This window comes from Alcanivorax sp. (genome assembly GCF_051117345.1).
Taxonomy (GTDB): Bacteria; Pseudomonadota; Gammaproteobacteria; order Pseudomonadales; family Alcanivoracaceae; genus Alcanivorax.
Window position 1 is genome coordinate 45,346 of sequence record NZ_JBNPEC010000116.1, and the last position, 13,300, is coordinate 58,645.

Genomic DNA, 13,300 nt, shown 5'->3' on the forward strand with positions numbered 1-13,300 from the left:
CTCCCAGTTTCGAAGAGCGAGTTACGAGAACGAAGAACGAAGAGCGAACAAAGCGTTGCCTTTCGCAACTCGCTCCTCGTGACCCGCTTCTGCTTCCCCCGCATCACCCCAGTTTCAGTTCGTACCCCCCTGCACGGAAGTAATCCTGTTCCTGTTCCAGATCAGCCAGTGTCAGCGGATGCTCTTCAAGCCAGTGCTCCGGAAACCGCAGGGAGAGAGTCTTGTCTTCGGCTTTCAGGACCATCTCGGGGATGACTTCGTCGCACCGGGCATGGTGCAGGCGGGCAGACAATCGCAACACCAGGCATAGCCGCAACAGGCCCTGCTGCTCATCGTCCGGCAACTCAGACAGGGCGGACAGGGGGAGCTTGCGGCGATGACCGCGCACCAGCACCGCCACCGCCTGCTGTTCCTGCCGGGAAAAACCGGGCAGGTCCGAGTTGGTCACCAGGTAGGAACCGTGCTTGTGGAACTGGCTATGGGAAACCGCCAGCCCCACCTCATGCAACAGCGCGCCCCAACGCAGGGTATCGGCCAACTCATCGTCTTCCAGCTGCCAGCTGGTAGCCACCTGGCGATACAGGCCCATGGCCGTGTCGCACACCCGTTCCGCCTGGGTGCGCTCCACATGATGGCGGCTCATCAGCGACTGAATGCTGCGCTCGCGCACATCCTCGTGAGCAAAGCGCCCGAGCAAGTCATACAGGAGCCCTTCGCGAAGGGCGCCGCCGGACACTTCCATCTGCTCAATGCTTAGCTGCTCGAAAATACCGTAGAGAATCGCCAGTCCGGAGGGGAAAATGGCTCTGCGATCTTCGCGCAGGCCCTTGAGGTCCAGCTGCTCCACCTTGCCAGCCTTGACCACCTTCTTGCGGGCCTTTTTCAGGCCTTCCATGGTAATGCCGGATTCCGACCAACCGTTCTCCACACACACCTGGCTGATTGCCTTGATGGTGCCGGACGCGCCCACCGACTGCTGCCAGCCCAGGCGCCGGTAGTTGGCATGGATCGACAGCACTTCCTGGCGGGCTGCGGTCACCGCCCGGTCGAAGGCCTTTTCAGTGATACTGCCGTCAGCGAAGAAGCGCTGGGCAAAACTGACACAGCCCATGTGCAGAGATTCCGTCTCGGTGGATTCGAAACGCTCGCCGATGATCAGCTCGGTGGAACCGCCACCGATATCCACCACCAGCCTCTGGCCGGCATCATCGGCCAGGCTGTGCGCCACCCCCAGATAAATCAGACGGGCCTCTTCACGCCCGGCCACGATCTCGATGTCATGACCCAGCACCGCTTCCGCCCGGTCGATGAATTCGCGGGCATTGCGGGCCTGGCGCAGGGTATTGGTCCCCACCACCCGCACGCTGCCGCGGGGAATGCCGGCAATCCGCTGGGCAAACCGACCCAGGCAATCCAGCGCCCGCTCCTGGGTATCCGCGTCCAGCCGGTTGTCCCGGTCGAGCCCGGCACCCAGCTGCACCTTCTCGGACATGCCATCCAGAATCTGGACCTCACCGTGGACCTGCCGGGCCACTACCATGTGAAAGCTGTTCGATCCCAGGTCAATGGCCGCCAGATGCTCACCATGTTCCATATGCACTCCTTTCCTGAAAGGCCATTGCCCTTTCTCTGCCCACACCGGGTAGGCGAAGAATGAAAAAACACCCTGAATTCTAACCGAATATCATGGCGTTACGGTGTCATAGGCAAACTCTACCGCGATAATTCACTCACTCGCTTGAAATTCAGCACCCACGACCTGATATTATCCACCATCGCAACAGCCCGCCCGTCGGGCCAGCTAACCCCCTATCTCAGGAGAATTCAATGAGCGGCGAGATTATCAATGTGACCGACGCGGACTTCGAAGCCCAGGTCATCAATGCAGACGGCCCGGTGCTGGTAGACTACTGGGCACCCTGGTGCGGCCCCTGCAAAATGGTCGCGCCGATCCTGGAGCAACTGGCCGGCGAGTACGGTGACAAGCTGACCATTGCCAAGATCAACATTGACGACAACCCGGAAACGCCCAAGAAATACGGCGTTCGCGGCATTCCCACCCTGACCGTGTTCAAGAACGGCAACGTGGAAGCCACCAAGGTGGGAGCCCTGTCCAAGAGCCAGCTGGCCGCATTTCTGGACAGCACTCTCTAAGACAGACAGCAACCCCCACTAACACCCCCGCCGCCCGGCGGGGGTGTTACGTTTTATTGCCACAGCCAATTAGGCTAGACAGCCTGTTGTTCCAGTGGTAGATTCCAGAACCAGCTTACAACAAGCATCCCCTTAGCAAGTCTTTCGGAACCTCTGGTTACCTTTTCCTGATGGCCCCCTTTATAGGCTTGCCGGGCCAGATTCCGAATCAACCAGATTATCAAAACAACCGCCGCACCACCTGTGGTGCACCCTCTCAATTCATTCAAAGACATCAAACTAGACGCCAATGAATCTTTCTGAACTGAAGCAGAAGCCGATTGGAGAACTTCTGGACATTGCCAAGGAACTCGGCCTCGAGAACCTGGCAAGAACCCGCAAACAGGACGTAATCTTTTCCATCCTCAAACGCGCCGCCAAGAACGGCTCCGATATCTACGGAGACGGGGTGCTTGAGATCCTGCAGGATGGTTTCGGCTTCCTTCGTTCCGCAGAGGGCTCTTACCTGGCCGGACCGGATGACATTTACGTTTCTCCCAGCCAGATCCGCCGTTTCAACCTGCGCACCGGCGACACCATTTCCGGCAAGATCCGACCTCCCAAGGACGGCGAACGCTATTTCGCCATGCTCAAGGTCAACGAGATCAACTTTGACCGCCCGGAAAACGCCAAGAACAAGATCCTGTTCGAAAACCTGACGCCGCTGTTCCCAACGGAACGTTTCGTCATGGAAGCAGGCAATGGCTCCACCGAAGACATCACCAGCCGGGTGATCGACTTGGTAGCGCCAATCGGCAAGGGCCAGCGCGGCCTGATCGTGGCACCGCCAAAAGCCGGCAAGACCATGCTGCTGCAAACCGTGGCCCAGTCCATTGCTCGCAACAATCCCGAATCGCACATGATTGTGCTGCTGATTGACGAGCGCCCGGAAGAAGTGACCGAGATGTCCCGTACCGTGCGCGGTGAAGTGGTGGCATCCACCTTCGACGAGCCCCCCGCACGTCACGTGCAGGTTGCCGAAATGGTGATCGAGAAAGCCAAGCGTCTGGTAGAGCACAAGCAGGACGTAGTAATCCTGCTCGACTCCATCACGCGTCTGGCGCGGGCCTATAACACCGTGCAGCCCAGCTCCGGCAAGGTGCTCACCGGTGGTGTGGACGCCCATGCCCTGGAAAAACCCAAGCGCTTCTTCGGTGCCGCACGGAATATCGAGGAAGGCGGCAGCCTGACAATCCTGGCCACTGCCCTGGTAGACACGGGTTCCAAAATGGACGAGGTGATCTACGAAGAATTCAAGGGCACCGGCAACATGGAACTGCACCTGGATCGCAAGGTGGCAGAGAAACGCGTCTTCCCGGCCATGAACATCCGCAAGTCCGGCACCCGCCGCGAAGAGCGTCTGGTCAGCGAAGATGAACTGCAGAAGATGTGGATCCTGCGCAAGGTTCTGCATCCCATGGACGAAATCGGTGCCATGGAATTCCTCATCGACCGTATGAAGCATACCAAGACCAACCTGGAATTCTTCGAGTCCATGAAGAGGAAGTAACGCAAGTCAGCGACCGTCACGCTTGCTGACACATAAAAAACCCCGCTTCGGCGGGGTTTTTTTATGTGTGCTGGTAAAGCGTAGTGTCACCAATCAGAACTGGTGCTCTACACCAAGCCGCCAGGTGCGCGGCAGAATAGGGTGGAAATGCCGGTCTTCCACACCTCCGGCAGGCTCACCGGCCAGTCGTGAGGCATAGAAGTAATCAATGTCGTTATGCTCAACGTCGGCCAGATTGAGGACTTCCAGAGCCACTTCCCAGCGCTGCCCCTGCAGTCCTACCTTGATATTCTGAATCGTGGTACTGGATGATTCCTGGTTGGAAAAGCTGTCCAGCGGCCTCGGACCAAAGTGGCGCAAGCGATACCCGGCAAACCAACGCTGCCCTCGATAGTGCGCCCCCAATGCCATGACCCGATCCGGGGCCCCTTCAATAAAGCGGCCTTCACCCGGTTCATCACCCTGGAATCGTGCTCGGGTGGTTGCCAATTCCACATCGAATTCCCAGCTTCGAGTGGGCCGATAAACCACATTCATCTCCGCCCCACGGCGCAAACTACGCCGGTTCGCCTCTGTGTTCCCCGCATCGCCAACAAACAACAATTCGGAAGCCAACCGCAACTGCCACGCAGCCAGGGTCACCTGCCATTGATCGTTCGGGTAAAAACGGGCACCCAGCTCTTCACCACGGCTTCTCACCAGTGGGTCCACCTGATCAACAGGCGTTCCTTCAACAGGATCAATCTCGATAGTGGTGCCACGGGCATCGTTGCTGTGAAAGCTATATCCGGCAGACAGGTAGTACTCGGCTTTCTCATTTGGCAACCACGCCAGGCTGAACTTGGGACTGGTGATGCCATCATGGGCATTACCGCCATTGGCGGACAGATCGAATCCATTAACGTTAACCCCGGCACGATCGCGGACATCGAAGTAATAATGGTCGTAGCGCATGCCAAGAGTGGCCCGCCATTTCTCTGCGAAGGGGTACACCACAGAGCCAAACAGCGCCGCACTGGTTTGAGCCACTCGGTCCCGGCGCACGACCCCCAGTCGATTTCTGTCAGCACTTTTGAACAACCCCACATCTCGAATCTGGTCGTGACGCCACTCAAGACCCCAATGCAGCGTCAGAGGAGCAAAGGCGGTTAACCACTGATAGTCATACTGCACATCGCCACCAACGACAGCACGGTCATCGATCTGCTCGAATTCATCGCCGTTGACGGGGTCATCCAGAAAGTAGGTAAAGTTGGACCATAGATTGAGGCCGTAATCGATGGCGTAGACAGAGCCACGCTGGCCGGGTTTATCCCACTGAAATGACAGGGAGTAACGGTGCGACTCGCCCCCGGCATCCTCGTCCAGCGAACCCAATCGACTGATCTGGCCTGAGCGGACAGCACGATTGGCGATCTGGTCGGCACTATTCCACGTATTATCGTAAACCATCAGGGTCGTCGCATAATGGGATTCACCCTGATGCCACTCGTGGCCTAATAAAACATTAACCTTCTCGACATCCTCGTTGATATCTCGCCATGGACCATTAAAAGTTTGCCCTTCAACGGCATAAACCAGGCGGTGATCACCGGAACGCTGGCCGCCGTAAACAAGACCTCGGTAATAATCATGCTCACCACCGGTCACTTTCACATGCTGACGGGTAAACGAACGGCGCGTGCTGATACCCACGCTGCCTGCGCTGGAGAAATCACCCTCCGATGCATAGTAAGGGCCTTTGCGATACTCAACGGTATCGATGACTTCCGGTATCAGGAAATTCACATCGGTATAGCCCTGGCCATGACCATGGCTGGGCAGATTGACAGGCATGCCGTTCACTTCAGTACGGAAATCCGTACCGTGATCCAGATTAAAACCACGAAAGAAATACTGGTTGGCCTTGCCGTTGCCGGAATGCTGAGTGGCAATCATGCCAGGCACCGCCTCCATGACTTCTCCGGCTCTGAGAAGGGGACGGACCTGCAATTCCTCACCCGTAACATGCCCTTGTGAGGCGGACACAGGAAGAGGAGCCGCTGCTCCACTAACCTCCACTGGCGCCAGCTCATGACCCGCCACCGAGCCTGCCCAGCTCAACCCCAGCAAACAAAACCCGTATCGATACACCCGATTCATCACTGACCCCATTGTCGACTTTCACACACTGTCGACCTGACACCGTGAGGAACGCGAGAATCACTGAGGCGAGAGAGAAAAGACTCCTGTGGATGGCATGCGCCGGTAATTCGATGGGACGCCTAGGGATCCTCTGGCGCCCACTGGCAAGCGATGTGTTACCCTAAGAAGACCATATAGAACACCCCTCCCAACAGCAGCCACTTGAGTCCGTAATACAGCTGTCTGTTTTTCTTCTTGAGTTGCTTGGCTTTTGTCCGCCCTTTGTAGAGCACATCAAAGAGTCGGTTTAGCACGCCTACCTTGTCACCTGCCACATTCTCGGTGCCGGTAGCGCGTACCACCACACGCTTGAACACCCGATTGATGGCCGTGGCAAACCGGTAACGCAGCGGGCGCTCCACATCGCAGAACAGAATCAGGCGATCCTGATCGGTAAAGTTCTCCGCCCAGTGAATGAACGTCTCATCGAACACCACATCATCACCGTCACGCCAGGAGTGTTTCTGCCCGTCCACATAAATAACACAGCGGTCATCATTGGGGGTGATCAGCCCAAGGTGATAGCGCACTGAGCCGGCAAAAGGGTCCCGGTGCTTACCCAGCTTGGCCCCGGCGGGGAGCAAGGCAAACATGGCGGCATTGACGCTGGGCACGCGATTGACCAACGCCACGGATTGCGGGCATAGCGCCCGTGCAGACGGCTGCGCATCGTCGTACCACTTCAGATAGAAGCGCTTCCAGCCGGTATTGAAGAAGGAGTGAAAGGCCAGATCATTGTCACTGGCGGCACGGCGAATGTAGCCTTCGTCAAACAGGTTCTTTGCCTCGTCCCGGAACACCTGCCAGTTATCGCGAAGCAGATCCAGGTCCGGAAACTCTTCCCGCTGCAACAGCGGCAGATTCCTGACTTTGCTGGTGGCGTACACAAAACAGTTATAGGGCCCCATAATGGTGGAATGATCCAGCAATTGACGGCCAATGCCATGCCGTACCTGGCCACGAAAATGCACATACAGCCCACAGACAACAAAGGCATACAGGACAAGGATTCTGCCCGACCACAACACATCCATGCGTTTTCTCCCGATCTTTGGCAAGCAAGATCCCATAGTATGGAAAGCTCATGCGCCCCACCATACTCCGTTGATCCGATAGCCCCTCACTGCGGCCTGACGTCAGCCTGCTATACTCACCCCAAACCAACGTCGCCATCCTCTGACTTTCGACAAAAGGATCGCCATGAAATACCGCGACCTGCGTGACTTTCTGCAACAGCTCGAGCAACTCGGCGAGCTCAAGCGCATCACCGCACCGGTGAACCCGAATCTGGAAATGACCGAAATCTGCGACCGCACCCTGCGTGCCGGCGGCCCAGCCCTGCTGTTCGAAAACCCGGTGGGCTTCGGCACCCCGGTGCTGGGCAACCTGTTCGGCACCGAACGACGGGTGGCGCTGGGCATGGGCCGCGAGTCAGTGGAAGAACTGCGTGAACTGGGCGAATTGCTGGCCTTTCTGAAGGAGCCGGAGCCCCCCAAGGGCATGCGCGACGCCTGGGAAAAACTGCCGGTGTTCCGCAAGGTGCTGAGCATGAGCCCCAAGCTGCGCGGGTCCGGCCCCTGCCAGGAAAAGGTACTGGAAGGCGATGACGTCGACCTGTACCAGTTACCGATCCAGACTTGCTGGCCCGGCGATGCCGGCCCGCTGGTGACTTGGCCACTGGTAATCACCCGCGGTCCCAACAAGGAACGCCAGAATCTGGGCATCTATCGCCAACAACTGATCGGCCGCAACAAACTGATCATGCGCTGGCTCAGCCATCGCGGTGGCGCCCTGGATTTCCAGGAATGGCAGCAGCAACACCCCGGTGAGCCTTTCCCGGTGGCGGTGGCCCTGGGCGCCGACCCGGCCACCATTCTCGGCGCAGTCACCCCGGTGCCCGACACGCTCAGCGAATATGCCTTTGCCGGTCTGCTACGCGGTTCCAAGACCGAGCTGGTGGAGTGTATTGGCAATGACCTGCAGGTACCGGCCAGCGCCGAGTTCGTACTGGAAGGCCATATCTATCCGGACGAGCTGGCAGAGGAAGGTCCGTTCGGCGACCACACCGGCTATTACAATGAGGTGGAACGTTTCCCGGTATTCACCGTGGAGCGCATCACCCACCGCCGCGATCCGATCGACCACAGCACCTACACCGGCCGGCCGCCGGATGAGCCGGCGGTGCTGGGCGTGGCCCTGAACGAAATCTTCGTGCCGATCCTGAAAAAGCAGTTCTCGGAGATCGAGGGTTTCTACCTGCCCCCGGAAGGCTGCTCCTACCGCATGGCGGTAGTAACCATGAAGAAGCAGTACCCGGGCCATGCCAAGCGGGTAATGATGGGCGTGTGGTCCTTCCTGCGCCAGTTCATGTACACCAAATTCGTGATCGTCTGCGACGACGATGTGAATGCCCGCGACTGGAAGGACGTGATCTGGGCCATGACCACCCGCATGGACCCGGCCCGGGATACCCTGCTGATTGAAAACACCCCCATCGATTACCTGGACTTCGCCTCCCCGGTATCCGGCCTGGGCTCCAAGATGGGCATGGACGCCACCAGCAAATGGCCCGGCGAAACCGACCGCGAATGGGGCCGCGCCATCAGCATGAGCCCGGCGGTGAAGCAACGGGTGGATGAGATGTGGGAAAGCCTGGGAATCAGTGAACAGTGAACAGTGAACAGTGAACAGTGAACAGTGAACAGTGAACAGTGAACAGTGAAGGCTGCCTGGCCCTCATACTTCGTCAAGATTTTGTTGCGTTTTTTTACCTGCGAGGCCGCGTTCAAAGTCTGGGCGCGGCGGCGGAGCTGGCAGAGCCTTCTCACGCCGCCCGCGCCACTGTTAACTATTCACTATTAACTATTCACTGCCTATCTTGTACGATGGTGCCAAATAACAAAAGGACGCACCATGGCCTTGTTGGATTCCATTGATCGACGCAGTTTCCTGAAAGCCCTGGCCAGTGCCGGGGCCACGGGCGCATTGACACCCCAGGCCCTGCTGGCCGAGACAGAGAAGGCGCCTGCCTGGCAGAACTGGTCCGGCAGCCAGAGCGCCAACCCGGCCAATCTGATATTTGCCACCAGCGAGGAACAGCTACGCCAGCTCCTGCGCGACAGCAGCGGCACCATCCGCCCCTTCGGTGGCAGCCATTCGTTCAGCGCCGTGGTGCCCAGCGATAACACCCTGGTGTCCCTGGAAGCCCTGGCCGGGCTGCGAGGCCAGGACGGCAATGTGTTCACCTATGGCGGCGGCACCCGACTGGCCATGGCCAGTGCCCAGGCCAATGGCATGGGCTACAGCTTCCGCAACGAACCAGACATCAATCTGCAGTCCCTGGCCGGCGCCATTGCCACCAGCACCCACGGCACCGGCACCAGTCTGCAGAGCCTGTCCGGCCAGGTGGAACGCCTGCGCCTGATCCTGCCCGACGGCGAGGCCCTGAATCTGACCCGAGACGACGGCGATAACTTTCTGGCCGCCTGCTGCAGCATCGGTGCCCTGGGCGTGGTCAGCGAGATCGGCTTTCGTCATGAGCCCGCCTACCGACTCAAGGAACGCACCTGGACCCTGCCCCTGCAGGAAGCCATGGATTTCGTGGAGCAGGAAAAGGACAACGTCCGCCATATCGAATTCTTTGCCTTCCCGCTGGGCGAGCAGGCCATCGTCAAGACTATGGAAATCACTGACGATCCCGAGGACAGCAGCGAACGGGAAGACAGTAACGACCTGCTGGAACTGGTCTGCAAAGTGGCCATGCGCGCCGGCTGGCTGACACCCACCCTGCAGAAGCTGGTCACCCTGTTCGTGGAAGACAGCACCTACACCGGCCCGGCTCACAAGGTGTTTGCCAACCGCCGCACGGTCCGTTTCAACGAAATGGAATACACGGTGCCGGCGGAAGACGGCATCGCCTGCCTGCAGGAAGTCTGCGAGACCATTCGCAAGCAGGACATCAATGTGTTCTTCCCCATCGAATTCCGCTACGTGGCCGCCGACGACAGCCTGTTGTCCATGTACCACGACCGCCCCGGCGCCAGCCTGTCCATCCACCAGTATTTCGAACAGGACTATCAGCCCCTGTTCTCCGCCGTGGAGCCGATCCTGCGCCGCTATGGCGGCCGCCCCCACTGGGGCAAGCTGCATACCCTGGGCCAGCGGGAACTGCGCGACCTCTACCCGGCCTTTGACCGTTTCCAGGCCGTGCGTCGGGAACTGGACCCGCAGGGGCGGATGCTCAATGAACACCTGACAACCCTGTTTGGAGAAACCGGATGAAACGCCGTGGATTTCTGATCGGGCTGGGGGCCCTTGCCGCAGGCGGCTGGCTGTTGAGGCCTGAGAATCAGGGCCAGGCCCATGACGACTACTTTCAGGCCATCAACGACTACCTGCGTAACGCCGGTTCCGGCCGGCCGCTGATGCTGGTGGATCAGCAGCGCCTGGTACGCAACTGTCACACTCTCAAAGCCATGCTGCCGTCACGCTGCGCGCTGCGCATTGTGGCCAAATCCCTGCCCAGCGTACCGATGATACAGACGGTAATGCGCGAGACCGGCAGCAACCGGGTGATGGTATTCCACCAGCCGTTCATGAATGCGCTGGCCGAGGCAGAACCCGGCGTGGACATGCTGCTGGGCAAACCCATGCCGGTACGGGCCGCCCGACAGTTCTACAACGAGCTGAGTGGCGACTTCGATGCGGACCGGCAACTTCAGTGGCTGATCGACTCCCGCCAGCGGCTGGAGCAGTACCTGCAACTGGCCCGAACCCTGAACCGGCGCCTGAACATCAATATCGAACTGGACGTGGGCCTGCACCGGGGCGGCCTCACCGACCCGAGCCAACTCGATGAAATGGTTGCCCTGATTCAGACCCACTCGGCGCATCTGCGTTTCAGCGGTTTCATGGGCTACGACGCCCATGTGGGCAAACTGCCTGCGTTTATTCAAAGTGCCGAGGAAGGCCACCGGGAAACCGAAGCCACCTACCAGCGCTACATCGAGCGTCTTTACCAACTGGCCCCGGCTTACCGGAATGAGAGCCTGTGTTTCAACGGCGGCGGCAGCCCCACCATCGGCCTCTACGACGACAGCACCGTGGTCAACGAACTGGCCGCCGGCTCCTGCCTGGTGAAAGCCAGCGACTTCGACCTGCCTCTGCTGGCGGATTTCGAACCGGCAGTATTTATCGCCGCACCGGTGCTCAAGCAATGGGACGGACTGAACCTGCCCGGGCCGATACCGCTGGGGGAACTGTGGCAACGCTGGGACCCGAATCGTCGCCACACCTATTTCATTTATGGCGGTTACTGGAAGGCCACACCGGTGTCCCCCGCGGGCATCAGCGAGAACAGCGTCTATGGTCACAGCACCAACCAGATGATGTTCAACGGCAGCCCGGAGACCGCCTTGCAGGTGGACGACCAACTGTTCCTGCGCCCCACGCAAAGCGAATTCGTGCTGCTGCAATTCGGCGATCTGGCGGTGTGGCAAGACGGTGCCATCCAGAACTGGTGGCCACCACTGACGCAAGGCCAAGGTGCCTGATCCAGCCTCAACCCCTCTTCCTCTCCCTGCTCACCCACTCCTCCACTTGACCATTGGCGCCGAATAGGCGGTCCCGATGGTCACATCCTGCTCGTTGACCGTTACATTGGTCACTGATACATTCGAATAACTTGACGTTGTCTAGATTTCGCGTCGTCACCTTCCAGGAGAGCCTTATGACAACCACAACCACGGTGACCAGTCAGGGTGTCAATCTGCAGGTCTACACCTTTGGGGACAGCAACAAGGTGCCGGTGGTGCTGGTTCATGGTTACCCGGATAACCACAGCGTCTGGCAGCCGGTGGCCGACCGGTTGGCGAAGAAGTACTTCGTGATCAGCTACGACGTGCGCGGCGCCGGTGCCTCCGACGCCCCCCGCAAACAGGCGGATTACCGTATGAGCCAGCTGTCTGCGGATCTGGCCGCGGTGGTGGACGCCACCATCGCCGGGCGGGATTTTCACCTGGTTGGCCATGACTGGGGCTCCATCCAGAGCTGGGAATCGGTCACCGCCGAGGGGCCGCTCAAGGCACGCATCAAGTCCTACACCACCATATCCGGCCCTTGCCTGGATCACATGGGCCACTGGATGCGCCGGCGCACCCTGAACCTGTCTCCTTCCGCCAAGACCAAGGTGTTCAAGCAGGCACTCAGCTCCTGGTACATCGGTTTCTTTCACTTGCCGGTGCTGGCCCCCGGTGCCTGGCAGGGTGGCCTGGACAAGCTCTGGCCCCGCTATCTGAAACACCGCGAGAATGTGCAGGAGCCGGAAGCCAACCCCACCCAGAGCAAGGACGGCAAGCACGGCGTGCAGCTGTACCGCGCCAACTTCCGCAACAAGCTGATCAACCCGGAGGCTCGCCACGCCGCCTGTCCAGTACAGCTAATCGTGCCCATCCGTGACAACTATGTGGGCACCCAGCTTTTTGAAGATCTGCACGAGTGGGTGGACGAACTGTACCGCCGGGATATCAATGCCAACCACTGGGTCCCCCTGAGCCACCCGGACACCATCGCCGCCTGGATTGGCGATTTCGTGGCCGGCGTGGAAAGCGGCAAGATGCCCGGCGCCCTGCTGCCTGCCCGCGTTCGCCCGGAAAGACAGGGCCTGCCGCTGTACGGCAAAACCGCAGTCATCACCGGCGCGGGGTCCGGCATTGGCCGGGCCACCGCCCTGCGTTTTGCCGCTGAAGGCGCCGACCTGGTGTGCGTGGACATCAATGAGGACAGCGCCGAAACCACCGCCGAACAGACCCGCCAGCTGGGCGCCACCGCATGGTCGCGCAAGGTGGATGTGGGGTCGGCCCAGGCCATGCAGCGCCTGGCCAATTGGGTGGAAAAAGAACTGGGTGGCGCGGATATCGTTATCAATAACGCCGGCATCGGCATGGCCGGCGGCGTGCTGGAGACATCCAGCAAAGACTGGGATCGCCTTCTCAAGGTCAACCTGTGGGGCGTAATCCATGGCTCACGATTGTTTGCCCGGCAGATGATCGACGGCCACCGCAAGGGCCACATCATTAACGTGGCCTCCGCCGCCGCCTTCGCCCCCAACCGCAAGCTGGCCGCCTACTCCACCAGCAAGGCTGCCGTGCATATGCTCAGCGAATGCCTACGTGCGGAGCTGGCCGAGCACCATATCGGCGTCACCTCGATTTGCCCCGGTTTTGTTGCCACCGGCATCGCCAACAGCACCGTCTACGCCGGCCTCAGCGACGAGCAACAAGCAGAAAAACGCGCCAAAGCCGATGCCCTGTACAAGCGTCGCAACTTTTCCCCGGACCAGGTGGCCGCCGCCATTTTCGATGCGGTGCAGAACAACCCGGCCCTGTCGCTGGTGGGCGCCGAAGCCTGGACCAC

The 13,300-nt window shown here is 59.5% G+C and carries 9 protein-coding genes; 6 read left to right on the forward strand and 3 right to left on the reverse strand.

Annotation, left to right across the window (positions count from 1 at the left end; all coding sequences use genetic code 11):
- Positions 1-103 precede the first annotated feature (103 nt).
- Entirely contained in the window at positions 104-1,594 is a 1,491-nt protein-coding gene (gene ppx, locus ACFE0K_RS07670) for an exopolyphosphatase (RefSeq protein WP_434535506.1), read from the reverse strand.
- A 233-nt stretch (positions 1,595-1,827) separates the two neighbouring features.
- Between ppx and trxA the strand changes: the two genes are divergently transcribed.
- Positions 1,828-2,154 (forward strand): thioredoxin TrxA, encoded by a 327-nt coding sequence (gene trxA, locus ACFE0K_RS07675; RefSeq protein WP_035248300.1) that lies wholly within the window; start codon positions 1,828-1,830, stop codon positions 2,152-2,154.
- A 289-nt stretch (positions 2,155-2,443) separates the two neighbouring features.
- The gene (gene rho, locus ACFE0K_RS07680; RefSeq protein WP_035248298.1) at positions 2,444-3,703 is read left to right on the forward strand and encodes a transcription termination factor Rho; all 1,260 of its coding nucleotides are present in this window, start codon (positions 2,444-2,446) and stop codon (positions 3,701-3,703) included.
- 93 nt (positions 3,704-3,796) lie between these two features.
- Here the strand turns inward: rho and ACFE0K_RS07685 are convergent, their stop codons facing one another.
- Both ACFE0K_RS07685 and ACFE0K_RS07690 read right to left on the reverse strand, forming a co-directional pair.
- Positions 3,797-5,857 carry a TonB-dependent receptor gene (locus ACFE0K_RS07685; protein ID WP_434535507.1) on the reverse strand — a complete coding sequence of 687 codons (2,061 nt, stop codon included), beginning with the start codon at positions 5,855-5,857 and terminating at the stop codon, positions 3,797-3,799.
- 146 nt (positions 5,858-6,003) lie between these two features.
- Positions 6,004-6,921 (reverse strand): aspartyl/asparaginyl beta-hydroxylase domain-containing protein, encoded by a 918-nt coding sequence (locus ACFE0K_RS07690; RefSeq protein ID WP_434535508.1) that lies wholly within the window; start codon positions 6,919-6,921, stop codon positions 6,004-6,006.
- 166 nt (positions 6,922-7,087) lie between these two features.
- Between ACFE0K_RS07690 and ubiD the strand changes: the two genes are divergently transcribed.
- The 4 genes from ubiD to ACFE0K_RS07710 all read left to right on the forward strand — a co-directional run.
- Positions 7,088-8,560, forward strand: a complete 1,473-nt coding sequence (gene ubiD, locus ACFE0K_RS07695) for a 4-hydroxy-3-polyprenylbenzoate decarboxylase (protein ID WP_434535509.1) — start codon at positions 7,088-7,090, stop codon at positions 8,558-8,560.
- Positions 8,561-8,800: 240 nt separating this feature from the next.
- Positions 8,801-10,168: a D-arabinono-1,4-lactone oxidase gene (locus tag ACFE0K_RS07700; RefSeq protein ID WP_434535510.1), complete on the forward strand. Its 1,368-nt coding sequence runs from the start codon at positions 8,801-8,803 to the stop codon at positions 10,166-10,168.
- Positions 10,165-11,439, forward strand: coding sequence for an alanine racemase (locus ACFE0K_RS07705; RefSeq protein ID WP_434535511.1), 1,275 nt, complete (start codon positions 10,165-10,167; stop codon positions 11,437-11,439). The genes ACFE0K_RS07700 and ACFE0K_RS07705 overlap by 4 nt, the downstream gene beginning before the upstream one ends.
- A 176-nt stretch (positions 11,440-11,615) precedes the next feature.
- The coding region (locus ACFE0K_RS07710) for an SDR family oxidoreductase (protein ID WP_434535512.1) at positions 11,616-13,300 on the forward strand (1,685 nt) is incomplete at its 3' end.

Coding starts and splice junctions, on each gene's coding strand:
- ACFE0K_RS07685 (WP_434535507.1), bottom strand. CDS start 5,857: ATGGGGTCAGTGATGAATCGGGTGTATCGATACGGGTTTTGTTTGCTG.
- ACFE0K_RS07690 (WP_434535508.1), bottom strand. CDS start 6,921: ATGGATGTGTTGTGGTCGGGCAGAATCCTTGTCCTGTATGCCTTTGTT.
- ACFE0K_RS07705 (WP_434535511.1), top strand. CDS start 10,165: ATGAAACGCCGTGGATTTCTGATCGGGCTGGGGGCCCTTGCCGCAGGC.
- trxA (WP_035248300.1), top strand. CDS start 1,828: ATGAGCGGCGAGATTATCAATGTGACCGACGCGGACTTCGAAGCCCAG.
- ppx (WP_434535506.1), bottom strand. CDS start 1,594: ATGGAACATGGTGAGCATCTGGCGGCCATTGACCTGGGATCGAACAGC.
- ubiD (WP_434535509.1), top strand. CDS start 7,088: ATGAAATACCGCGACCTGCGTGACTTTCTGCAACAGCTCGAGCAACTC.
- ACFE0K_RS07700 (WP_434535510.1), top strand. CDS start 8,801: ATGGCCTTGTTGGATTCCATTGATCGACGCAGTTTCCTGAAAGCCCTG.
- rho (WP_035248298.1), top strand. CDS start 2,444: ATGAATCTTTCTGAACTGAAGCAGAAGCCGATTGGAGAACTTCTGGAC.